Origin of the sequence: Janthinobacterium glycogeni (assembly GCF_051380725.1) — a bacterium.
Taxonomy (GTDB): Bacteria; Pseudomonadota; Gammaproteobacteria; order Burkholderiales; family Burkholderiaceae_D; genus Janthinobacterium.
Map to the genome: position 1 here is coordinate 199,011 of NZ_JBNYXP010000007.1, position 21,181 is coordinate 220,191.

Consider the following 21,181-nt stretch of genomic DNA (forward strand, 5'->3'; position numbering starts at 1 on the left):
CACGTTTCCATTCGGAAATATATGTTTTGTATTCCGAATATTGATGATAATTGTTCCGATTTTTGTGTGAGAATGCTTGCATAGATGAAGTAGTGCAAAAGCACTGTTTCACGCCAATCAAATCGAAACGAGGAGTCCATCATGTTGTCTTCCCTTCGCACGCGCCTGGTGCTCATTTGCGTGGCCATCGTCGTCCTGTCCATGCTGGCCTTGTCGGTCGCCAATTACGTCACCACGCGCAGCAGCATGCTGGCGTCGTCGGACCAGCAGATGCAGCAGCTGCTGCAAAGCCAGTCCGCCGTGCTGGCGCAATGGGTCGATGGCAAGAAGAAAGTCATGGCGTCCATCGTCATGTCGGCCGAGACGCCCGATCCGCTGCGCGCCTTCCAGATCGCGGAAAAGGCCGGCGATTTTGCGGAAGTGTTCATCGGCTACGCGGACAAGCGTTCCGTGTTTACCCATCCTGGCCGCCCGGCCGATTTCGACCCGACGGCGCGCGCCTGGTACACGGACACCGTCAAGGCGGGCGTGCCGATGCTCACGCCGCCGTACGTGGATGCGGCCAGCCACAAGCTGGTGGTGTCGTTCACGGCGCCCGTCGGCCCGAAAGAGGCGCTGGCAGGCGTGGCGGGCGCGGACGTGCTGCTCGATACGGTGATCGCCAACGTGGTGGCGATCAAACCGACGCCGCACAGCTTTGCCTTCCTCGTCGACCAGAGCGGCACCATCATCGCCCATGCGGACAAGGAACTGAGCCTGCAGCCGGTGGCGAAACTCGATGCGGCGCTGTCGGCCGCGCAGGTCAACCGCCTGGAAAGCACGCGTGCGAGCGAGGCCGTGCGCTTGAATGAACGCGACGGCAAGCTGTACGTCACGCGCGTGGCGGGCACCGACTGGCTGCTGGCCGTGGTGCTTGACCAGCAGGAAGCCATGCAAGCCTTGCAGACGATGCTGACGACGGCCACTGTCACCGCCGCGCTGCTGACCGGGCTGGCGGCGCTGCTGCTGTCGCTGCTGGTGTTCAGGATGCTCAAGCGCCTGGAACTGGTGCGCGACGCGCTCGACGATATCGCCTCGGGCGAGGGCGATTTGACGCGCCGCCTCGACGCTTCCGGCGTGGATGAACTGGCGCAGATCGCCGGCGCCTTCAACCGCTTCATCGACAAGATCGCCGCCGTGCTGGTGAAAATCCGCACGGCCAGCGAATCGGTCAAGGTGTCATCAATGGAAATCGCCGCCGGCAACCAGGACCTGTCCTCGCGCACGGAACAGCAAGCGAGCTCGCTGGAAGAAACGGCCGCCTCGATGGAGGAGCTGACTTCCACCGTCAAGCAGAACGCGGACAATGCGCGCCAGGCCAACCAGATGGCGCAATCGGCGTCCGGCGTGGCCAGCAAGGGCGGGCAGGTGGTGGCGCAGGTGGTCGATACCATGGCCTCGATCAACGACTCGTCGAAGAAGATCGTCGACATCATCAGCGTGATCGACGGCATCGCCTTCCAGACGAATATCCTGGCCCTGAATGCGGCAGTCGAAGCGGCGCGCGCGGGCGAGCAGGGACGCGGTTTCGCCGTGGTGGCGACGGAAGTGCGCAGCCTGGCGCAGCGCTCCGCGGGGGCGGCGAAGGAAATCAAGCTGCTGATCGACGATTCGGTGGGCAAGGTCGATTCGGGCGCGCGCCTGGTCGACGAGGCGGGGGCGACGATGCAGGAAATCGTCGACAGCGTGCGCCGCGTCACCGACATCATGGGCGAAATCACAGCCGCCAGCGTCGAGCAAAGCTCGGGCATCGAGCAGGTGAACCAGGCCATTGCGCAGATGGACCAGGTGACGCAGCAGAATGCGGCCCTGGTAGAAGAGGCGGCGGCGGCCGCCGAAAGCCTGCAGGACCAGGCCAGCACGCTGGCACAGGTGGTGGGCGTGTTCAAGCTCGACGACGGGTCGACGCCGCAGCAGCAGCAGCAGCAGCAGCAACCCGTTCGGCCCGTGGTGCGCGCCGCGATGGCGCCGCGCCTCGCCAGCCGCCCCGCCGGGACAGCTGCCGCCAAGCCGGAACGCAGCGAGGAGTGGGAAACGTTTTAAGCAGCGCTCAGGCGCGCCGCGGCGCCAGGGTCGGCGCCATCTGTTTCGCCACCTCGAAAAAAGCGTTGGTGGCCGGCGTGTTCTGGCGCCGGTCGCGCACGGCCAGGCCCACCTTGCGGCTGACGGGCGGGTTCAAGGGCAGGGCGACCAGTTCGGGATACTGTTCGCGCAGCCGCTGCGGCAGCGCCAGTTCGGCGACGATGGACAGGCCGTCGCCGCGGCTGACCATGTCGAGGATGGTGATGACCTGGCTGATGCGGTAGGGGACGTTCGGCTGCAGCCCCGCGTTGGCGAACAGCGGTTCGATCAGGCAGGCGCAGCCCGCCTCGGACATGATGAACGGCCCTTCGCACAGCTGCGCCAGGGTAATGGTGGTTTCGCTGGCCAGCGGGTGGCTGCGCGGCACCAGCGCCATCATCTGGTCTTCCACCAGCGGCGCCGTATCAAAACGCTCGTCGGGCAGCACGACGAAGCCCACGTCAACCCTGCGTTCGCGTATCCACTGCACCACTTCATGGTCGGCCCCTTCATCGATGCGCAGGGCGATGCCCGGATAGCGCAGGCGGAATTGCGCCGTGATGGCCGGCAGCAGATTCAACGACGAGGTGGGACCGAAGGAGCCGATGCGCAGGCTGCCCTGGCGCTGGCCCAGCACGTCGGCCGCTTCCTGGCGCATCGCTTCCGACAGGCCGAGGATTTCGCGCGCGCGCACGAGCAGCTGGCGGCCCACGTCCGTCAGCTCGGCCGACGCCTGGTGGCGCACGATCAGATCCACGCCCATCTCCTTTTCCAGCGCTTTTAACGCATGCGAGACGGCCGACTGGCTGATGCCCAGCTGCGCGGCGGCGGCGGAAAAACCGTGCAGTTCGGCCACCAGGGTAAAGATTTCCAGTTGCGTGAAGGTCATGCTGTGGTTTTCCTGGTGTATGAGTATTTGCTCATTATTTCATGAGTTGATATTAGTATTAATATATAAGTGTACAGCAAGTACGCCACCCGCCGCGCAAGCGGCTTTACAGGAACTCCCATGTCTTCTTCCGCCGTGCCTTCAGCCGCCTTGCCTGCCGCGCAATCGCCGCTCGTCTATCTGAAACTGATCTGCGTCGCCCTGTTCTGGGGCGGCACCTTCATCGCGGGGCGCGTGCTGGCGCAGCAGATGCCGCCCATGACGGCCGCCAGCGGGCGCTTCGGCGTGGCCGTGCTGCTGCTCGTCGTGCTGGCGTGGAAACTGGAGGGGGGCTTGCCGCGCCTGGATCGCAAGCAATTGATGACGACGGCGGCGCTCGGCCTGACCGGCATCTTCCTGTACAACCTGTGCTTCCTGGCGGCCCTGTCGCGCATGCCGGCCGGGCGCACGGCCCTGTTCGTGGCCCTGAACCCCATCGTCACGGCGCTGGCCTCGGCCATGCTGTTCCGCGAACGGCTGGGATCGTTCAAGTGGCTGGGCATCCTGCTGGCGTTTTGCGGCACGGCCATCGTCATCACGCGCGGCGATCTGGCGGGCCTGCTGCACGGCACGGGCGGCGGCATCGGCATGGGCGAAGTGTTCATGTTCTGCGGCATTTCCAGCTGGGCCGCCTACACCCTGATCGGCCGGGTGGCGCTGAAGGGATTGAGCCCCATTGCCGCCACCACGTATGCGTCGATGTGGGGCCTGGCCTTCTTGCTGGTGGGGGCGGTGGTGGAGTTTCCCACCGTGCCGTGGCACAGCTTTGGCTGGCAAGTGTGGGCCGCCATCGGCTACCTGGGGGTGTTCGGCACGGTGATCGGCTTTGTCTGGTATTACGAGGGCGTCAAGGCGCTGGGCCCGTCGCGCACGGCCGTCTTCAACAATCTCGTGCCCGTGTTCGGCATCGTGCTGGCGGCGGGACTGCTGGGCGAGCCGGTGCTCGCCTCCATGCTGCTGGGCGGGGCGGTGACGATTGCCGGCGTGGTGATGACCAACCGGCAAGCGAAATAATTATTTGGCGCGACGGCGCTTCGATGGCTTCGCCGGCGCCTTCTTGTGCCGGCTGACGGAAGCGCGCATCACTTTCGGCTCTTCGATGCCGTTCTCGGCCGCCAGCATGCGGCGGATGTTGACGGCGTCCATGGCGCGCACGGAATTGGCGCGCGCGTTGAGCAGGATCATGGTGGCGAATTTGCCGGCCGACTTGATGCGCATGATCAGGCAGCGGCCCGCTTCATTCGTGTAGCCCGTCTTCGACAGGCCGATGTCCCAGCCCTTGGCGCCCACCAGGCGGTTCGTGTTGTGGTATTCCACGTCGCGGCCCTTGATCTGGATGACGTCCTTCGAATCGGTGGTGATGCGGCTGATTTCCGGGTAGCGCGAGGCGGCCACGGCCATCTTGACGAGGTCGGCGGCCGTCGACTGGTTATTCGGCGACAGGCCCGTCGGTTCTTCGATCACGGTCTGGCGCATGCCCAGTGCCTTGATCTTGGCGTTGACGGCCACGGCAAACGCCGTCGGGCCGCCGGGGAAGGTGCGCGCCAGCGAGGCGGCGGCGCGGTTGTCGGACGACATCAGCGCCAGTTGCAGCACGTCGTGGCGGCTCAGGGTGGCGCCCACGGGCACGCGCGAGGTGCTGTGTTTCAAGGTGTCGACATCCTCGCGGTCGATGCTGATCTCTTCCTGCATATTCGCCTTGGAGTCGAGCACGACCATGGCTGTCATGAGTTTGGTCAGCGAGGCGATGGGCACCACCACGTTGGAATTTTTTTCAAGCAAGACTTTGCCTGTGCCGTCTTCGACCACCAGTATCGACTGGGAACCGAAGGGCACGGCGATGGCCGCTGTGGAAAGCGTCATCAGCACCGCGGCGAACATTTTTTTGAGCATGGGATTGTATGTGGGAAAGCAGTTTTGGGGCGCCATCGTGGGCGCTGCGCGCAAATCCGGAACGGGGCCGCGCGGGGACGCGGCGTGTATCTCGGAGGCAATATTTGCCAAGCTTAAACAATACCATTAAAGATCAAGCGATGTCTACGGTACAAGCCCGCGACAGGCGGCTTTGCGGGCAATTTGGCAAATAAATGGGGCTATTCTTGCCGCAGTGAAAATTGTTCCACACTTATTGATTTCATCTTGGAAACTTCATATTATTTCAGCAATATTGGCAGCCATGGTCCGGCAGGCGCCGCGCGCTTCGTCGTTGATGCCTGCCGCTTCGTGCTTCGTCGCCCCGCGCTATGCCCCGCAACAGGGGCGCCGTAGACTGCGTTCATGCCTGAATCACAGACCACGGAGAACGCATGATGTTAAAAAAATATACGGACTGGTACCGCAGCATCGACGAAGAATCGCTGCGGGTGCTGCAACATCCCGAGCTGGCGGAGCAGGTCCAGGGAAAGGTGCGTCGCTACGTCGCCATGAAGCTGGTCAAGCTGACGCCGATCGAGCGCCAGCAGTTGCACGCTTTCCTGCTCAAGTATCGTGGCGCCGGTTTTTACATTGCCGCGTTCAAGCTGATGCTGTTGTTCAGCGCCATCGGCGTTGCCCTGCACCTGCTGCTGCCGGCCAGGTTCGAATTGCTCAAGGCCCTGGTCTTCAGCAACGGCCTCGGTTTTGCGCTGGCGTGGGGGCTGGTGGGCGTCTGGTTCAATTACCGCAGTTCCGTGCGCTACAAGTTCAAGAAACTCTTGCTGATCGTCTCGACCTGCGCGGCAGGGGTCGCGGCCGGCGTGCTGCTGGCCGGCTTGAGCGATACCGGTTCCATGAGCATGGCCTTCGAGCGCTTGCTGCGGGTGGGCGGCATCGCCTTGCTGGTGGCTGGTTTGTTTTACATGGTGCCGCTGGCGATCGTGACCACCTGGCGCAACCGGCAGTACGAAGCGCTGACGGTGCAGTTGCAGCAGGATGCCGAGCGCGACCGACTGGCGCGCGAATTGAGCGAATCGCAGCTGCGTCTGCTGCGCGCGCAGATTGAGCCGCATTTCCTGTTCAATACCCTGGGCGCCGTGCAGCAACTGGCCGAGCAGGGAGCGCAAGGCGCCGGCCGGGCCGCGGCATTGACGGCCGACCTGATCGCGTTTCTGCGCGCCAGCCTGGCCGAGATGCGCAGCGAGCAAGTGCCGCTGCAAAGCGAGTTCGACATGGTTGCCGCATATTTGCGCGTGATGCAGGCGCGCATGGGTTCCCGCCTGCGCTATGCGCTGGACTTGCCGGCCGAGCTGGCGCACGCGACGATCCCCAGCATGATCTTGCTGACCCTGGCGGAAAACGCCATCAAGCACGGTATTGAACCATCGTTGCGCGGCGGCGAGATCCGCCTGTCGGCGCTGCGGGTGGACGGCATGCTGCGCCTGCGCGTGCAGGACACGGGCATGGGCTTGCCGGCCAGCGGCGCGGGCAGCGCGCCGGGCAGCGGCCTGGGCCTGGAAAACGTGCGCAGCCGGTTGTCGCTGTCCGATCCGTCCGCCAGTCTGAGCCTGCGCGACGGCGACGAGGGCGGCGTGATCGCTGAAATATGGCTGCCCATTACCATTGCCTCCAGCCTGAAAGAGCCTGCCGCATGAACACCACCATCCTGATCGCCGAAGACGAACCCTTGATGCGCGAACGCCTGCAAATGCTGCTGGCGCAAGCCTGGCCCGAAGCACAGGTCGTGCTGGTGGCGGAAAACGGCAACGATGCCTGGGACGGTTTTCTCGAGCATGAGCCGGAGGTGGTCTTTCTCGACATCCGCATGCCGGGCCTGTCGGGTCTGGAAGTGGCCGAGCGTATCGGCACCCGGGCGCACGTGGTATTTGTCACCGCGTATGACCAGTACGCCGTCGATGCGTTCGACGCGGGCGCCGTCGACTACCTGTTGAAACCCGTGCAGGCCGAGCGGCTGCAGCGGGCGCTGGCCAGGCTGCGCGACAAGCTCGGTGCGCAGCCGGCCGACATGGCGCACCTGCTGCAGTCGCTGCGTGCGGCGCTGCCGGCGCCGCCGCGCGACAAGTTGAAATGGATCAGGGCCAGCGTGGGCAAGCAGATCCGCCTGATCGACATCGATGACGTGCTGTTCTTCCAGGCCGACACCAAGTACACGCGCGTGGTGCTGGCCGGCTCGGAAGCGCTGGTGCGCACGCCGCTGAAGGATTTGCTGGGCAGCCTCGATCCGGAGCAGTTCTGGCAAATCCACCGCGGCACCATGGTCAATGTGAAAGCCATCGAGGCGGCCGAACGCATCGACGCCGAGCGCATGCAGGTGCTGCTGCGCGGCAGCGCGGAAAAACTCCCCGTCAGCCGCACGTTTACGTATCTGTTTCGCGATTAGCCGGCAAGACAAACGCCCCGCACGTGGCGGGGCGTGGCGACCAGCGGTGGCGCAGCGCTTACTGGATCTTGGCGATCGACACTTCCGTCGATTTGACCAGCGCGATGACTTCGCTGCCCACCTTCAGGTCCAGGTCCTTGATCGAGCGCGAGGTGATCACCGAAGTGACGATGCCGTGCGGCGTTTCCACGTCCACTTCAGACACCACGGGGCCAAAGATGATTTCCTTGATCTTGCCGCGAAACTGGTTGCGTACATTCACTTCCGAGATAGCCATGTTGTTTCCTTTGTGCCCGTAATACGCCGTGCGGCGCGACATGGCCAGAGTACGGCGCGCGCGCGGTTTTGACCACGAATCGATGCGCATATCGATATGCGCAAACAGGCGCGGAGATGAAAAAACCGGGACATGTCCCGGTTTTTGTCGATATGGCGAAGATTACTTCTGATAAATCTTGTCGAATTCGCCGCCGTCGTCAAAGTGTTTCTTTTGTGCCTGTTTCCAGCCGCCAAAGACATCGTCGATGGTGAACAGGGTGATCGGCTTGAAGCTGGCCGCGTATTTCTTGGCGACCGCTGCCGAGCGGGGGCGCAGGTAGTGCTTGGCGACCAGTTCCTGGCCTGGTTCGGAGTACAGGTATTGCAGGTAGGCCGTGGCTTCCTTGCGGATGCCGCGGCGGTCGACGACCTTGTCGACGACGGCCACCGGCGACTCGGCGAGGATGGAGATGCTTGGATACACCACCTCGAAGTTGTCGCCGAATTCGGCGCGCACCAGTTGCACTTCATTTTCAAACGTCACCAGCACGTCGCCGATTTCGCGTTGCGTAAAGGTGGTGGTGGCGCCGCGGCCGCCGCCGTCGAGCACGGGCACGTTCTTGAACAGCTTGGTAACGAGGTCGCGCGCCTGCGCTTCGCTGCCGCCTTTTTTCACGGCATAGCCCCAGGCTGCCAGGTAGGTGTAGCGGCCGTTGCCCGAGGTTTTCGGGTTCGGCACGATGACCTTGATGCCGGGCTTGGCCAGATCGTCCCAATCCTTGATGTGTTTCGGGTTGCCTTTGCGCACCAGATATACCATGGTGGAATAGAACGGCGCCGCATTGTTCGGGAATTTCTTGGCCCAGTCGGCCGCCACGAGGCCGCGGTCGACGAGGAGATCGATGTCATTGGCCTGGTTCATGGTCACGACGGACGCTTCCAGGCCATCGGCCACAGAGCGCGCCTGCTTGCTCGAGCCGCCGTGCGACTGCTTGATGGTGATGGTTTCGCCCGTTTTGGCTTTCCAATCCGCAATAAATGCGGGATTCACATCCTTGAACAGTTCGCGCATCACGTCGTACGAGGCGTTCAGCAAGACCACGGGTTCGGCGGCGCTGGCTGCCAGCGGCAGACTCATGGCGGCAGCGGAAGCGGCCAGGGCGCTGGCCAGGAACCAGCGGCGCGAGCGTTGGGTGAGCGTCGCTGCGGCAGTCGATACGGCGTTGGAATGGGTCATGTTGAACTCTTGTTGTGAGAATAGACAGACATAGTCTAAAATTCCGGCCGGAAAAGAAACGAATTTTTCGTAATATGCTTAGATACGATTCCCGTTTGCGCTAAAAAACAGATATCGATTTTTGGAAACATTCGTGGGCAAGGCGCGCATCAGCACTTAGTCTGCAAGCATGGCGCCATAGGCAAAACCAGCGCGTGGCGTGCGGCAAAAAACCCGATTGCGCCGCTTGGTGTATAGTCGAATCGCACGATACAGGGGTCAAACCGTCTGCATCGGCAACTGGAATATTTTGTGAGCGTACATGAGTCTTGAAATTCGTATTGCAACATCGACCGACGCTTTCGAGGCGTGCAACGTATTACGACGCTCCATCGTCGAATGCTGCAGCCTCGATCATCGGGACGATCCGGCCATCCTGGAAGCCTGGCTGGGCAATAAAACACCGCAGATGGTGGCGTGCTGGTTCGCGTCGCCCACCAATTTTTCGCTGGTCGCAGTCGAAGCGGGCGCCGTCGTCGGCGTCGGCCTGCTGACGCGCGCCGGCAAGCTGGCCCTGTGCTACCTGCTGCCCGAGGCGCAAGGCCGCGGCGCCGGCAAGGCGCTGGTGGAGCAACTGGAAGCGCAGGCGCGCGAGTGGGGCATCAAGGCCTTGCAACTGCACAGCACGGCCAGCAGCCAGGCCTTTTTCGTCAAGCAAGGGTATGTCGAGGCGGGCAATGTGCGTTCGCCATATGGCGTGGAAACGATTTTTTGCTGGAAACAGATTGATCCCGCCGGTATCGCCAGCGGCGACCCCAAGCGCAAGCGCTTTTGCAACTGCAATTCGGCCTGACGGCCCGCCAGCATTTCAGCCCGCCCATCCGGCGGCGGGCCTTTCCCTCCCTTTGAATATCTTCTCTCAATAACTGATCTGGATATACACGCCGTGCGGTACGGCATCGTTTGCCGGCAGCAGGGTGCCGCCGGCAAACAGTTTCAGTTCGCCTGGCGCGAACGCCAGCCAGTCCTCGTTTTGCGTCAGGGGATGCGTGGCGATGACGGCGATGCGGTCATCCAGGTGGTTGTGCTGGCGAAAATCGATGCTGCGCTCGCAGTCGATCAGGTGCGCCACGGAAAACGGGTATTCGCGGATCACATAGTGCAAATGCGTGGAACAGTGGGCAAACAGCAGCTCGCCGTCCGAGAGGATGAAATTGAAGGTGCCGTGCGCGGCGATGTCTTTGGCGACCTCGGTGATGGCGGCGCGCACGGCGGCGCGCGCGGGCTCACCTGCGGGAAACTGCGTGCGCAAGCGGGCCAGCAGGTGGCAGAACGCCTGTTCGCTGTCCGTGTCGCCGCTGGCCTGGTAGTGGGCATTGGCGGGGGCGCGCCACGTTTTCAAGTCGCCATTGTGGGCGAAGGACCAGGTCTTGCCCCACAGTTCGCGGGCGAACGGGTGGGTGTTTTCCGGCGCGATGCGGCCTTGCGTGGCCTTGCGGATGTGCGCAACGATGTTTTTCGCCTTCACGGGATGCTGCTGCACCTGCGCGGCCAGCGGCGAATCGATGGCGGCCAGGTGATCGGTCAGCAAGGTGCAGCCGCTACTGGAATGATAGGCGATGCCCCAGCCGTCGCGGTGCTCGTCCGTGCGTCCCCCCCGCTCGGCAAAGCCGGCGAAGGAAAATCCCAGCGCGGCCGGCTTGCTGCTGTTCATTGCGAGTAACTGGCACATGGCGGCCCTTCCTGATGGTATCGGTACACGCCCACAGTAAAGGCCGGGGCAGGGCGCCGGAACGAATGTTTCCGACTATCGATATGCGCCGTCCGTTGTGTCGTCCATATTTGCCGCGCGCATATCAAATGGCGAAACCATTCGTTCTCCTTTGGTTGACGCTGCCTTACTCTGCACACTTTGGCGCCGTCGTCCCCATGCGGGACGCCGGCGCAGTCCGATGAAGGAGCACGTATGCCATTTCCCGTCCTGAAAAATTACCTGGCCCGCCTGTCGCATCAAACCCAGGCTGGCACCAGCGTCTGGCTCGATGGGGAGGGCAGGGCGCTGGGGCGCTTCTTCAATTGCACCATGACCAGCGCCTTCCAGCCGCTGCGCGAACTCGACAGCGGCAAGCTGGTGGCGTTCGAGGGACTGGCGCGCAGCGTGTCGAAGGCGGACGAGGGCTTGTCACTGTGGCGCTTGCTGGACCACGCGGCCAGCGACGACGAATCCGTGGAGCTGGACCGGCTGTGCCGCATGTTGCACGCCATTAATTTCTTTCGCCAGAGCGAAGCGGAGCAGTCGGACCTGTATCTGAACGTGCACGACCGCCTGCTCAGCGCCGTCAGCAGCAACCATGGCCACGCCTTCCAGCGCATCCTCGACGCGCTGGGCTTGCCCATCGGGCGCATCGTGCTGCAATTGCCGACGGTCACGCCGAACCAGGGTTGGCTGCTCAACTACGTGGCCGACAATTACCGGCGTAACAGTTTCCGCCTGGCCATCAACGTGGCCAGCGTGCACGAGGCCACGGGCATGCTGGAGCGTTTGCACCCGCATGCGTTCAAGCTCGACGCGGGCAACCTCAGCGACGAGGGGGCCGTCGCCAGCTTCGTCACTGTGTGCCATGCGGCGAAGATACGCGTCATCTTCAAGCGCCTCGACACGCCGGCCGCGCTGGCCGCGCTGCAGCGCATCGCCGCGCTCACGGGCCTGCCCATCGTGGCCCAGGGTTATCTGCTCGACAAGCCGCTGACGGCGCTGGCGCAGGCAAAGCAGGACGCGGCCGCCAGCGCCGCCGCGTGAGCGGCTTCCCGCTCAGGCGGGCTCAGCGGAAAATACGTGAAAAACAGGCAGATACGATAGAAAATGAGGGTTTTTCTTCGCAGCACAATACGCTATAGTATTCCCATCGTTAAATTGGACTGACTATGGCATCGCGCAGAAATTTTCTACATCACGGTATGGGCCTGGCCGCGCTGGGCCTGGTAGCCACCCCACTCATCGGCTGCGCCTCGCGCACGGCCGCTCCCGCCTCGGCTTCGGCCAGCGCCAAGCCGCGCGCACCGCGCACGGGCGTGCCGCCCCAGCCGACGCAACTGGCCAGCGTCGACCGCTCGATCACGTCGCAGTCGCGCCAGGCCATCACCGAACTGGAACCGCCGCCCGACATCTTCGACGCGCAGGCGCTGGACCTGGAATTCTGGCTCAAGCCCCGCACCCTGGAAGTGGTGCGCCCGGCCAGCAATGAAAAGGCGAAACTGCTGTACTGGAAAGATGGCGAAGTCATCGATTCGGCCTACCAGGAACTGTGCCACCTGCTGCGCGACGTGAACGGCAAGAAGACGGCGCCCATCGACCCGAAACTGCTGGAAACCCTGTGGGGCACGCAGGCGTTCGTGGCCCGCTACGGCATCGAGCAGCCGCTGGAGATCCTGTCGGGCTACCGCACGGCCGAGTCGAACGGCAAGCTGCGCGAAGCGGGCGTACCCGCCGCGCGCCAGTCGCTGCATATCTCGGGCCGCGCCGCCGATATCCGCGTGGCGAATCTGAACGCGGAAGTGCTCGGTTCGCTCGTGCGCAGCTTCAAGCAGGGCGGCGTGGGCTTCTATTACCGTTCCGGCCCCCGTGGCGGCTGGATCCATGCGGATACGGGATTGCAGCGCGTTTGGAAAGGCTAAGGCTTTCTAATCGTAGTGGTAGGGCGGCTCCGGCACGCTATCGGTGCCGGCGCGCCGCCATGCGTCGAAATTCACGGGGCGTTCCCAGTAAATGCGCCAGCCCAGGCGCTGGCTGGCCCGCACCTCCGGGTGCGCCTGCAGATAGCCGTCGATGAAACGGGTAAAGTCTGATACGTAACCGCTGCGGCGGTAGGGAAGTCGATGCGGCATGGCTGCTCCTTTCTTGCCTGGCCTGGCGTTTGACCTCTGGCGCACGCAAAAGTGCCGCGCTCTCTTCCATGAAACTCTCCAGCCATAACATCGAACTGTTCCTGGCCGTCGTCGACGGCGGCTCGTTCTCGGCCGCCGCGCGCACCTTGCGCAGGGCGCCGTCGGCCGTCAGCATGGCGATGGCCAACATCGAGGCCGAACTGGGCATCGCCCTGTTCGACCGGGGCGCGCGCGAAGCCGTGCCCACGCCTGCCGCGCTGGCGCTGCTGCCCCACGCGCGCCTGATCGCCGAACAGCTGAAGCAGCTGCACCTGCACGTGCAGGAATTGTCGCAGGGGCTGGAAAGCCGCATTTCACTGGGCATCGCGGCCGAACTCGACCATGCGCCTTTTCTCGCCGCCGTGCGCGCGCTGTCGCAGCGCCATCCGCTGCTCGACATCGAAGTGCTGACGGCGCCGCAGGACGATGTGCTCGACATGCTGCACCGGGGCCGCATCAGCGCCTGCATGGCTTTCGCGGGCGGGCGCATCAACCACGAGGAACAGTTCCAGCTGGTGGGCAGCGATGCCTTGCTGGCGATTATCTCCACCCAGCATCCGCCCGACGCGGCGGGCCGGCCCCTGTATATCGAGGAATTGGTGACTTTGCGCCAGATCATCGTGGCCAGCCGCGAACTCGATCTGGCCGATGCGCGCCCCGTGGTGGGGCTGTCCTACTGGCGCACGGACAGCTTGCCGATGGCGCTGGCGATGGTGGAGGCGGGACTGGGCTGGGGCAACTTTGCCGCCTCGGCCATCAAGGAATCGCTGGCGGCGGGCCGGGTGCGCTGCGTGGCGTTCAAGAATACGGGCAATGGCCTGGTCGTGCCCATCCACCTCGTGTGGATGAAGGACCGGCCGCTGGGCATGGCGGCGCGGTCCTTTCTTCAGCTGCTCAGCGAAGCGGCCTGAGCATCATTGGACTCTTCCTTCGGCTGCTGCGCCGACAGGGGCACGCCGAACAGGCCGTCGAAGAAGTAATTGAAGATGAAGCTGTAGCAGGGGATGATCAGCATCAGCGCGAAGTCCAGCACGAACGCTTGCCACAGGCTGATATCGAGCCACCAGGCGATCAGCGGGATCAGGTAGATGACAAGCGTGATCTGGAAGCCGATCGCATGCAGGATACGGCGCCAGACCGTGCGCGTGCGCGATACTTGCCGGATTTCCCAGTATTCGAACGCCGTGTTGTAGAGCAGGTTCCAGATCACGGCGATGGTGGTGATCATGATGGCCAGCGGGCCTGTGCTGGTGGGCGACTCGCCCGAAAGCAGGGTCAGCCAGGCGGTGGAAATGGCCATGCCGATGATTTCAAAGGCCGTGACGTAGACGATTTTGCGTTTGATGCCTTGCATGTAAAACCTGTAAAGAAGAGATGGTGCGTATTTTGAGTCAGTCATGCTGATGTTAAAAGTCGATAGCTGTCAGTTTTTCTGATGGATGCGACGTGGAATTACCATGCTTGCCGCGAACGAGGGATAATGGCGGCTGGCGGGCAACCGGTCCCGCCGCATCACCGCAGAAAAGGTCAACAAGCATGCAAGGCGCAGCAGAGAGCAACATTCCCGATATCCCGGATTCCCCCGCCAGTGCGGAAGAGCGTCCCCGTTTCCGTCCCCGTCCGTGGGAGCACCTGGAAACGCCGTACGACGTGGAAGTATGGATCGAGGAACATAACCGCAGCATGCAGGACAATATCCGCGCCACGGAAACGGGCGTGGGCATCTGTTTTACCCTGGCCGAAGGGGGCGACATCTATATGCAGACGAGCGCCGACGGCGCCGTCGTGCTCGACGTGACGCCGGACGCGGCCTGGGTGTCTCCCCTGATCAGCGCCGCCACGGGCTGCGAGACGCCCGCTTCGTCCTTGTGGATATTGCCTGACGATAAGCTGATCCAGCTGATCGTGGGGCTATCGAGCCTGGTGGCCAGCACCTTGCTGGTGGTGGGCCATGATTTCGGCTTGCGCCGGCACCGCATGGGCCGCTGAAGCGTATTTACTGCAGTGAGGCGGATGGCCATGCCCCTTGTCCGGCTCCGCTTTGCGCTGTATGATGCGGGCGTTGCAAAATATGCCATGCCGTGCCAGGCATGCCTTCCGTCTACATTCCGATGAAAAGCCTGTGATGCGTAATGACAAACTGGACCTCCGCAACATCAGCCTGGTGTGTGTGGAAACGCGTTATCCCGACTTGGCCAGCTTTGCCATCGAGCGTTGCCTGGCCGGCGCCGATTTCAAGGAGTGTCTGCTGTTCACCTCCCGCCTGCATGACTTGCCCCCGCATATACGCCAGGTACTGATCGCCCCCATCGAGAGCGTGGAGGCGTATTCGGCATTCATGGTGCATGAGCTGGGCACGCATTTCGGCGGCACGCATGTGCTCATCATGCAGTGGGACAGTTTCATCGTGGATGCGCGCCAATGGCAGAACGCTTTCCTGGACTGCGATTACATAGGCGCACCGTGGTCGCATCGCCCGGTGGCCGTCGGCAATGGCGGCTTTTCCTTGCGATCGCGGCGCCTGTATGAGGTCTTGCCTCAGCTGGCCATCACGCAAGTTCATCCCGAGGACTATGCGATCTGTGAGTTGCATGGCGAGCGGTTGCGCGAGGATTTTGGCGTGCGCTTTGCCGATGCCGGTCTGGCCTCCAACTTTGCCTTCGAATGTGTGGAGCCCACCGGTCCCACGTTCGGTTTTCATGGTTTTTTCAACTTTGGCCGGGTGCTGGACGACGTGGCGCTGCGCGATTACCTGCTCCTGTGCGACGATGCCATCATGCATGCGTCCGCCGTGCGCAGATTGATCAAGCAATTGTATGGTTCCGGCCGCTATCGGATGGCGGCCCACGTATTGCGCCGGCGTCTCAACGGTGGCGCAGCCATGTTCGCCGACGCCTGCCTGCTTGCCTTGCGCGCTGGCTGGCATGCGCTCACGCGTGGCCGCTCGCGTGCCGCAGCGCTGCCGGCACAGCCGTCCTGACGGCCCCCGCTTGTGGTGAATGTGGCATATGGGCAGGCATGGCTCGACACTGCGCGCGACGCGTGCTAGTCTCGCTACTGCACCCTCCTGTCTGCCAGGACGGCCGTGCAAAGGACAGCCATGGATACACCACCGCAAGCGGTACCTGCTCTGGATTCCTCCCCGCTCGGCCACGACGGCGTGCCGCGGCATGTCGCGCCCCTGCTTGACGATGGCGTCTTCAGTCCGGAACGGATGAAGGCCGAACGCGAACAAGCTTATTTCAACGATTTATACCTGCTGGCGCCTGTCGCCTATTTCGTGCTCGGTCTCGATGGCGTGATCCTGCAGGTCAACCTGGTGGCGGCGGAACTGTTCGGTCTGGCGCGCGGACATCCCGGCCACGTGCTGTTCCGTTCCTTTGTGCACGAGGCGTTCCGCCACGATTACGACCAGTTCGTGCAACGCGTGCTCAACAGCAGCGACCCCGAGCGCATCCAGCTGCAGGTGCAGCTGCCGCCGCCGCGTCCCGGCGCGCGCGAGGCCGGCTTGCCCGTCAGCCTGCTGGGCAGCGCCGATCCGAACGGCCAGGCGCTGCGCCTGGTGCTGGAGCAGGCCGAAGGCAAGCTGGCCGTGCTCGAACGCAGCGAAGAGCGTTTCCGGCGCATCGTGCACAGCGCCGAGGAGGGCATCTGGGAAATCGATGCGCAGGCGCTGACGAGCTTTGTCAATCCGAAGATGGCGCAGATGCTCGATTGCCAGATCGAGGATATGCTGGGCCAGCCGCTGGCGGCCTTCATGGATGAGGAGGGGCGCGCCATCCTTGAGCGCAACATTGCGCGGCGGCAGGACGGCATCGTCGAGCGCCACGAATTCAAGTTCCAGCGGCGTGACGGCAGCACCTTGTGGGCCACCCTGGCCACCAATCCCATCTTCGATGCCAGCGGCACCTACCTGGGCGCGCTGGCGCTGGTCAGCGACATCACGGCGCAGCGCGCGGCGTCCGAGCGCATCTGGCGGCAAGCCAATTTCGACCAGCTGACAGGCTTGCCGAACCGCCACATGTTTCTTGACCGTTTGCAGCACGAGGCGGCCCATGCCAAACGCGAAGGCGCTTGTCTGGCCCTGCTGTTCATCGACCTCGACCATTTCAAGCAGGTGAATGACCGCCTCGGTCACGAGAAGGGCGACATGCTGCTGCGTCAGGCGGCGCGCCGCATCAGCGAACGCGTGCGCGCCACCGATACGGTGGCGCGCCTGGGCGGCGACGAATTTACCGTCATCCTGGCCGGCGTGGGGCAGCTGGGCGGCATCGAGCGCGTGCTGCAGGAGCTGACGGCCGCGCTGGCCCTGCCGTTCATGCTCGACGGCGACACGGTGCAAGTGTCGGCCAGCGTGGGCGTGGCCCTGTATCCGGCCGACGCCGAGGCGCCGGACACCTTGCTGCGGCATGCGGACCAGGCCATGTATGCGGCCAAGAGTGCGGGGCGCAACGGCTACAGTTACTTCACACCGGCCTTGCAGCAGGCGGCCGAATTGCGCCGCAGCACGGTGCGCGAGATGCGCCTGGCGCTGGCGCAGGACCAGTTCGAAGTGCATTACCAGCCCATCATCCGCCTGCGCGACGGCGCCATCGAGCGGGCCGAGGCGCTGCTGCGCTGGCGCCATCCGCTGCGCGGCTTGCTGGTGCCCGCCGATTTCATCGCCTTTGCCGAGGCGAACGGTCTGATCATCGATATCGGCGAGTGGGTGTTTCGCCAGGTCGTGCGCCAGGCGCGGAAGTGGCAGGATGAGCTTGGCGCCCCGTTCCAGATCAGCATCAACAAGTCGGCCATGGAATTTCGCTGCGACGCCGCGCTGTACCAGGACTGGGGTGCGCATCTGGCGCGCCAGGGGCTGGCGCCGGGCGCCATCGTCATCGAGACAAGGGAAGCGGTGCTGCTCGACGAGGGGCGCCAGGTGGTCGACCGCCTGCGCCAGTTCCGCGCCATGGGCCTGGCCCTGGCGCTCGATGATTTCGGCAGCGGCCAGGTGTCGCTCGCGTGCATCAAGAAGGCCGACATCGATTTTCTCAAGATCGGCCGTTCCCTGGTCGGCGAGCTGGGGCGCGATGGCGACGGGCAGGGCATGTGCGAGGCGATCATCGCGCTGGCGCAGCGGCTGGGGCTGAAAGTCGTGGCCGAAGGCGTGGAGACGGCGTCGCAGCGCGACCTGCTGCGCGCCGCCGGCTGCGACTATGCGCAAGGGTACTTTTTTTCGCGCGCGTTGCCGGCGGGGCAGATGGACCGCCTGCTGGCGTCTCAGCCGGCGGCCTGAAGCGTTTCCTGCGCCTGTCCGCCGCTTTCCATCAGCTCTTCCACGGCGGCCAGCGTCTCGGCGGCGCTGACCGGGGCCAGGGTCAGGCCCGGCGCCAGGATGACGCGGTAATGGCGGCTGGCCGGATAGAACCAGCGGTAGTTGTCGGTGCGGATGTAGTAGCCGACGATTTTCTTGTCGTATGCCGAGGCGAGGTGGATCACCGACGTGTCGGGCGACAGCACCAGGTCGCAGCGGCGGATCAGGGCCGCCAGCTCCAGGATGTGGCCGGTGGGCGGCGCGCTCATCACGTTGGCATGGCCGGCGCCGCGCACGATGTCGGCGGCGCGCGCCTCGGTGCCCGGCGCGGCGATCACCAGCAGCGCATGGCGCGGATAGCGTGCCGCCAGGGCCGCGCAGCAGCGCTGCGCGTCGGCCACGCTGACCGTGCGCTGCGCATTGCTGCCCTGGAAATTGAGGCAGAATAAGCCTTCATGCGTATGCAGCAAGGTGTCGCAGGCGGCGTCGACCCGCGCCGCGTGCGCGTCCACGCCGAACAGTTCATAGCGCATATCGATGTCGCGCAAGGAAAATTGTTCGAACGTGGCAAAAAAGCTGTGCAGGATGTGGCGGCTGCGGTCGCAGGGCACGGTATGGTCGAACATGCCCAGCTTCGCCGTCGAGGTGCCGTACTTGGGAATGGCAAAGCCCGTCAAATAGCGCGCACCCAGCCATTTGATACGCAGCAGCAAGGGAATCGAAAAGCGGTTGTAGGGATTGAAGATGACGTCGTAGCGGCGCCGGCGCAGCTCGGCGATGGTGGTGCGCAAGTCGCGCAGCAGCGGCTGCTTGTCCCAGATGAGGATCTCGTTCACATGCGGGTTGTCGGCGATGACATCGCGGTTGGCGCTGCTGGCGGCCACGTCGATCTGCCAGTGCGGATAGTTTTTCTTCAGCTCGCGCAGCAGGGCCGAAGTGACGATCATGTCGCCGATCTTGTCGTTGCGCAAAATCAGTACCTTGCGCACCTTGGCGATATCGAGGGGCTGCTTGCCGGATTTGCCCAGCAGGGCATAGCTGATCAGCCGGGCGGCGGTTTTTATCAAGGAAACTCCGGAAGTAGATGGCGACAGCAGCATCTTACGGATTTCCACCGTCCTGAGCTAGGGGGCGTGCCCCATTATTGCCGTGTGCGCCAAGGCGGCGTACGCGCGGTGAACGGTTATTCGAGGCCCAGCAGGGCGACGACTCTCTCGCGGCTGATGCCAACCAATGCCGAGCTGATCGCCAGCAGCGATTCATAGCCGGGCTCGCTGGCCTTTTGCGTGAAGTTTTCCGCCAAGGTATCCATGCTGACGTGCACTTGCACAGGTTGCGCGCGGGCAACCCGTCCCGTGGCTTGCGCCAGGGCCAGGCTGACGGAGCTGCGCGCCGCCTGCAACTGCGCCAGCGCCTGCACCACTTGCTGCAAGGTGGCGCGCAGGGCTTCCACGTCGCCCGTATGCCATTCTTCCGGCGCGATGGCGGCCGGTTCCGCATCCGTGCGCACGCGGCTCATCTGGCCGGTCGGATAGCGGATGCCGCTGCCGCGCACGGACAGGCTGTCGCGCACGTTGGCCCAGGCCGCTTCCGACGTGCTGAACACCAGTTCGCCATTTTCGCCCAGCTTGACGCCGATACCCGACGGCATCAGGGCGCGGTCGAAGCGCGAGACGATTTCGTTCGCGCTCAGGCCAGGTTCGATATTGACCGAGCGCAATGCCTGGTTCGCGCCGCCGACGGAAAAGGCCAGCACTTCCTGCGGGCCTTCCTGCAGGCTGGCCATGGTCAGGCCGCGGATGCTGAAGTTTTGCTGTGCCGCGCGCGGGCTGGTATAGCTGAGCTGTGCGTCGAGCGTGCCGCCCGAGGCGCTGGCGCGCTGGCGCCAGGTATTGCTGAACTGGCGTACTCTTGCTTCGACTTGCCCTTCGCGGCCCTGGCGCGCGGCCAGCTTGGCCGCCAGCTCGCTTTTCAGCGCTTGCAACTGGCTGCTGCTGCGTTCCAGGTAGTCGAGCGTTTGCTGCGCGTTGGAAATCTCCCCCTGCAGCTGGTGATCCCAGTTGCTCAGGCCGCGTTGCAGGCTCGCCGTCGACCTCTTCGCCGCCGGCGCATCGCTGCGCGCGCTGGCGCTGCCGTTGATGGCGGCGGACGCGTCATCGACGACGCGGGCTGTGCCGGCGCCTTTGGCATTGACGCCGGAGGAGGAGGAAGTCTGAACGATTTGCATGATGGTCAGAGAAGATCAAACAGGGAAATGGTGCCAACCTTGGCGTAGGCCTTGTATGTTGCCTGCAGGGCTGTCTGGTAGCCGGTCAGTTCGATGGCTGCCGCGCCCATGTCGGTCTTTTTCAGGTCCAGCAGGGCCGAATCGTTCGACAGCGACACATTGGCCAGGTTGCCGGACAAGGTGGACAGAATGTTCTGCGCGCCGCCGAAGATGGCGATCTTGCCCGAGAGCAGATCCATGCCGTCATCCGTGCCATTCAGGCCCGCACCCACCACGGCCCGCACGGCCGGGTCGTTCGGGCTGACGCCCGGCGTACCGAGGGTGGTGATGACCTGGTCGATCTTGTTGAGCCACACTTCCAGATTCTTCACGTCGACGTTGGCCGCCTGCGTCACGCCATTGCCCACCACCACGGTCTGCGTGTCGGTGTTGCCGATGTAGCTGTAGCGCGAACCGGCGGCCGCTGTCGCGTCGTACTTGATCGCCGGCTGGTCGGTGGCGGTGCCGGAAAACATGTAGCGGCCTTCCTGGTCCTTCAGGTTGGCCGTGTACAGCACGCTGTCGCGCATGGCGACCAGCGATTGTGTCATCGCATTCAGGTCGTCGGGGGCGTTGCTGCCGTCGGCCGCCCACACGAGCAGGTCGCGCGCCTGGCCCATGTCGGTAACCATGCTCGACAGGTAGTTTTCATTTTTCAGCAGGCGCACTTTGACCGTGGCGATATTGTCCTGGTACTGGGTGACCATGGCTTGCTCGCGCGTCAGGCGCGAAATGCGCACGTTGCCGATCGGGTCATCCGACGGCAGCTGGATGCGCAAGCCCGAGGCCATCTGCTGGGTCAGGTAATTGATGCGTTCTTGATTTTGCTGAAGAGAAATATTAATCAGCGATTGGTACTGGCTGCTGGCAACACGCATGAT

At 63.7% G+C, this 21,181-nt stretch carries 21 protein-coding genes; 11 read left to right on the top strand and 10 right to left on the bottom strand.

From position 1 onward, the window contains the following. Positions 1-141 precede the first annotated feature (141 nt). Positions 142-2,082 carry a methyl-accepting chemotaxis protein gene (locus ACQ4W4_RS18060; RefSeq protein WP_436543163.1) on the top strand — a complete coding sequence of 647 codons (1,941 nt, stop codon included), beginning with the start codon at positions 142-144 and terminating at the stop codon, positions 2,080-2,082. Positions 2,083-2,089: 7 nt separating this feature from the next. Here ACQ4W4_RS18060 and ACQ4W4_RS18065 read toward each other — a convergent pair whose 3' ends face one another. Further along, positions 2,090-2,989 (bottom strand): LysR family transcriptional regulator, encoded by a 900-nt coding sequence (locus ACQ4W4_RS18065; protein WP_436543164.1) that lies wholly within the window; start codon positions 2,987-2,989, stop codon positions 2,090-2,092. Between the two features lie 120 nt (positions 2,990-3,109). Between ACQ4W4_RS18065 and ACQ4W4_RS18070 the strand changes: the two genes are divergently transcribed. Next, the gene (locus ACQ4W4_RS18070) at positions 3,110-4,042 is read left to right on the top strand and encodes a DMT family transporter (RefSeq protein WP_436543165.1); all 933 of its coding nucleotides are present in this window, start codon (positions 3,110-3,112) and stop codon (positions 4,040-4,042) included. Here ACQ4W4_RS18070 and ACQ4W4_RS18075 read toward each other — a convergent pair whose 3' ends face one another. Beyond that, the gene (locus tag ACQ4W4_RS18075) at positions 4,043-4,921 is read right to left on the bottom strand and encodes a serine hydrolase (RefSeq protein ID WP_035826880.1); all 879 of its coding nucleotides are present in this window, start codon (positions 4,919-4,921) and stop codon (positions 4,043-4,045) included. Between the two features lie 413 nt (positions 4,922-5,334). Here ACQ4W4_RS18075 and ACQ4W4_RS18080 point away from each other — a divergent pair, with 413 nt between their 5' ends. After that, positions 5,335-6,597 (top strand): sensor histidine kinase, encoded by a 1,263-nt coding sequence (locus tag ACQ4W4_RS18080; protein WP_436543166.1) that lies wholly within the window; start codon positions 5,335-5,337, stop codon positions 6,595-6,597. Further along, on the top strand, positions 6,594-7,343 hold the full coding sequence (locus tag ACQ4W4_RS18085) for a LytR/AlgR family response regulator transcription factor (RefSeq protein WP_436543167.1): 750 nt from the start codon (positions 6,594-6,596) through the stop codon (positions 7,341-7,343). Before ACQ4W4_RS18080 ends, ACQ4W4_RS18085 begins: the two co-directional genes overlap by 4 nt. Before the next feature lie 58 nt (positions 7,344-7,401). Here ACQ4W4_RS18085 and ACQ4W4_RS18090 read toward each other — a convergent pair whose 3' ends face one another. Beyond that, positions 7,402-7,620, bottom strand: a complete 219-nt coding sequence (locus tag ACQ4W4_RS18090; protein ID WP_034757699.1) for a TOBE domain-containing protein — start codon at positions 7,618-7,620, stop codon at positions 7,402-7,404. A 162-nt stretch (positions 7,621-7,782) separates the two neighbouring features. Continuing rightward, on the bottom strand, positions 7,783-8,838 hold the full coding sequence (locus ACQ4W4_RS18095) for a sulfate ABC transporter substrate-binding protein (protein ID WP_436543168.1): 1,056 nt from the start codon (positions 8,836-8,838) through the stop codon (positions 7,783-7,785). Between the two features lie 301 nt (positions 8,839-9,139). Here ACQ4W4_RS18095 and ACQ4W4_RS18100 point away from each other — a divergent pair, with 301 nt between their 5' ends. Beyond that, the gene (locus tag ACQ4W4_RS18100; protein WP_099402317.1) at positions 9,140-9,670 is read left to right on the top strand and encodes a GNAT family N-acetyltransferase; all 531 of its coding nucleotides are present in this window, start codon (positions 9,140-9,142) and stop codon (positions 9,668-9,670) included. A gap of 66 nt (positions 9,671-9,736) precedes the next feature. On the opposite strand, the gene ACQ4W4_RS18105 is transcribed toward ACQ4W4_RS18100, so the two are convergent. After that, complete coding sequence (locus ACQ4W4_RS18105; RefSeq protein ID WP_436543169.1) at positions 9,737-10,549, bottom strand: class II glutamine amidotransferase; 813 nt, start codon at positions 10,547-10,549, stop codon at positions 9,737-9,739. Positions 10,550-10,783: 234 nt separating this feature from the next. On the opposite strand from ACQ4W4_RS18105, the gene ACQ4W4_RS18110 reads away from it, so the two are divergent. Together ACQ4W4_RS18110 and ACQ4W4_RS18115 are read left to right on the top strand one after the other, a co-directional pair. Continuing rightward, positions 10,784-11,617, top strand: coding sequence for an EAL domain-containing protein (locus ACQ4W4_RS18110; protein ID WP_436543170.1), 834 nt, complete (start codon positions 10,784-10,786; stop codon positions 11,615-11,617). Between the two features lie 125 nt (positions 11,618-11,742). After that, positions 11,743-12,492, top strand: coding sequence for a YcbK family protein (locus tag ACQ4W4_RS18115; RefSeq protein WP_413465212.1), 750 nt, complete (start codon positions 11,743-11,745; stop codon positions 12,490-12,492). Between the two features lie 6 nt (positions 12,493-12,498). On the opposite strand, the gene ACQ4W4_RS18120 is transcribed toward ACQ4W4_RS18115, so the two are convergent. After that, complete coding sequence (locus ACQ4W4_RS18120; RefSeq protein WP_436543171.1) at positions 12,499-12,702, bottom strand: DUF3460 family protein; 204 nt, start codon at positions 12,700-12,702, stop codon at positions 12,499-12,501. A gap of 68 nt (positions 12,703-12,770) precedes the next feature. Between ACQ4W4_RS18120 and ACQ4W4_RS18125 the strand changes: the two genes are divergently transcribed. After that, complete coding sequence (locus ACQ4W4_RS18125) at positions 12,771-13,652, top strand: LysR family transcriptional regulator (protein ID WP_436543172.1); 882 nt, start codon at positions 12,771-12,773, stop codon at positions 13,650-13,652. Here the strand turns inward: ACQ4W4_RS18125 and ACQ4W4_RS18130 are convergent. After that, positions 13,628-14,095 carry a PACE efflux transporter gene (locus ACQ4W4_RS18130; protein WP_436543173.1) on the bottom strand — a complete coding sequence of 156 codons (468 nt, stop codon included), beginning with the start codon at positions 14,093-14,095 and terminating at the stop codon, positions 13,628-13,630. The genes ACQ4W4_RS18125 and ACQ4W4_RS18130 overlap by 25 nt on opposite strands. Before the next feature lie 182 nt (positions 14,096-14,277). Here ACQ4W4_RS18130 and ACQ4W4_RS18135 point away from each other — a divergent pair, with 182 nt between their 5' ends. From ACQ4W4_RS18135 to ACQ4W4_RS18145, 3 genes are all read left to right on the top strand, one after another. Further along, positions 14,278-14,730 carry a hypothetical protein gene (locus tag ACQ4W4_RS18135; RefSeq protein ID WP_436543174.1) on the top strand — a complete coding sequence of 151 codons (453 nt, stop codon included), beginning with the start codon at positions 14,278-14,280 and terminating at the stop codon, positions 14,728-14,730. A gap of 37 nt (positions 14,731-14,767) precedes the next feature. Then, entirely contained in the window at positions 14,768-15,721 is a 954-nt protein-coding gene (locus tag ACQ4W4_RS18140) for a DUF5672 family protein (protein ID WP_436543175.1), read from the top strand. A 120-nt stretch (positions 15,722-15,841) separates the two neighbouring features. Then, positions 15,842-18,016, top strand: coding sequence for a putative bifunctional diguanylate cyclase/phosphodiesterase (locus ACQ4W4_RS18145; protein WP_436543176.1), 2,175 nt, complete (start codon positions 15,842-15,844; stop codon positions 18,014-18,016). On the opposite strand, the gene ACQ4W4_RS18150 is transcribed toward ACQ4W4_RS18145, so the two are convergent. From ACQ4W4_RS18150 to flgL, 3 genes are all read right to left on the bottom strand, one after another. After that, positions 18,001-19,101 carry a glycosyltransferase family 9 protein gene (locus ACQ4W4_RS18150; protein ID WP_436543177.1) on the bottom strand — a complete coding sequence of 367 codons (1,101 nt, stop codon included), beginning with the start codon at positions 19,099-19,101 and terminating at the stop codon, positions 18,001-18,003. The two genes, ACQ4W4_RS18145 and ACQ4W4_RS18150, sit on opposite strands and share 16 nt — an antisense overlap. Before the next feature lie 116 nt (positions 19,102-19,217). After that, positions 19,218-20,261 (bottom strand): hypothetical protein, encoded by a 1,044-nt coding sequence (locus tag ACQ4W4_RS18155; RefSeq protein WP_436543178.1) that lies wholly within the window; start codon positions 20,259-20,261, stop codon positions 19,218-19,220. Between the two features lie 5 nt (positions 20,262-20,266). Continuing rightward, on the bottom strand, positions 20,267-21,178 hold the full coding sequence (gene flgL, locus ACQ4W4_RS18160; protein ID WP_070219886.1) for a flagellar hook-associated protein FlgL: 912 nt from the start codon (positions 21,176-21,178) through the stop codon (positions 20,267-20,269). Between the last annotated feature and the right edge of the window lie 3 nt (positions 21,179-21,181).

Excerpts from the sequence above, each read along its gene's own strand:
- ACQ4W4_RS18060 (WP_436543163.1), top strand. The coding sequence starts at position 142 with ATGTTGTCTTCCCTTCGCACGCGCCTGGTGCTCATTTGCGTGGCCATC.
- ACQ4W4_RS18065 (WP_436543164.1), bottom strand. The coding sequence starts at position 2,989 with ATGACCTTCACGCAACTGGAAATCTTTACCCTGGTGGCCGAACTGCAC.
- ACQ4W4_RS18070 (WP_436543165.1), top strand. The coding sequence starts at position 3,110 with ATGTCTTCTTCCGCCGTGCCTTCAGCCGCCTTGCCTGCCGCGCAATCG.
- ACQ4W4_RS18075 (WP_035826880.1), bottom strand. The coding sequence starts at position 4,921 with ATGCTCAAAAAAATGTTCGCCGCGGTGCTGATGACGCTTTCCACAGCG.
- ACQ4W4_RS18080 (WP_436543166.1), top strand. The coding sequence starts at position 5,335 with ATGATGTTAAAAAAATATACGGACTGGTACCGCAGCATCGACGAAGAA.
- ACQ4W4_RS18085 (WP_436543167.1), top strand. The coding sequence starts at position 6,594 with ATGAACACCACCATCCTGATCGCCGAAGACGAACCCTTGATGCGCGAA.
- ACQ4W4_RS18090 (WP_034757699.1), bottom strand. The coding sequence starts at position 7,620 with ATGGCTATCTCGGAAGTGAATGTACGCAACCAGTTTCGCGGCAAGATC.
- ACQ4W4_RS18095 (WP_436543168.1), bottom strand. The coding sequence starts at position 8,838 with ATGACCCATTCCAACGCCGTATCGACTGCCGCAGCGACGCTCACCCAA.
- ACQ4W4_RS18100 (WP_099402317.1), top strand. The coding sequence starts at position 9,140 with ATGAGTCTTGAAATTCGTATTGCAACATCGACCGACGCTTTCGAGGCG.
- ACQ4W4_RS18105 (WP_436543169.1), bottom strand. The coding sequence starts at position 10,549 with ATGTGCCAGTTACTCGCAATGAACAGCAGCAAGCCGGCCGCGCTGGGA.
- ACQ4W4_RS18110 (WP_436543170.1), top strand. The coding sequence starts at position 10,784 with ATGCCATTTCCCGTCCTGAAAAATTACCTGGCCCGCCTGTCGCATCAA.
- ACQ4W4_RS18115 (WP_413465212.1), top strand. The coding sequence starts at position 11,743 with ATGGCATCGCGCAGAAATTTTCTACATCACGGTATGGGCCTGGCCGCG.
- ACQ4W4_RS18120 (WP_436543171.1), bottom strand. The coding sequence starts at position 12,702 with ATGCCGCATCGACTTCCCTACCGCCGCAGCGGTTACGTATCAGACTTT.
- ACQ4W4_RS18125 (WP_436543172.1), top strand. The coding sequence starts at position 12,771 with ATGAAACTCTCCAGCCATAACATCGAACTGTTCCTGGCCGTCGTCGAC.
- ACQ4W4_RS18130 (WP_436543173.1), bottom strand. The coding sequence starts at position 14,095 with ATGCAAGGCATCAAACGCAAAATCGTCTACGTCACGGCCTTTGAAATC.
- ACQ4W4_RS18135 (WP_436543174.1), top strand. The coding sequence starts at position 14,278 with ATGCAAGGCGCAGCAGAGAGCAACATTCCCGATATCCCGGATTCCCCC.
- ACQ4W4_RS18145 (WP_436543176.1), top strand. The coding sequence starts at position 15,842 with ATGGATACACCACCGCAAGCGGTACCTGCTCTGGATTCCTCCCCGCTC.
- ACQ4W4_RS18155 (WP_436543178.1), bottom strand. The coding sequence starts at position 20,261 with ATGCAAATCGTTCAGACTTCCTCCTCCTCCGGCGTCAATGCCAAAGGC.
- flgL (WP_070219886.1), bottom strand. The coding sequence starts at position 21,178 with ATGCGTGTTGCCAGCAGCCAGTACCAATCGCTGATTAATATTTCTCTT.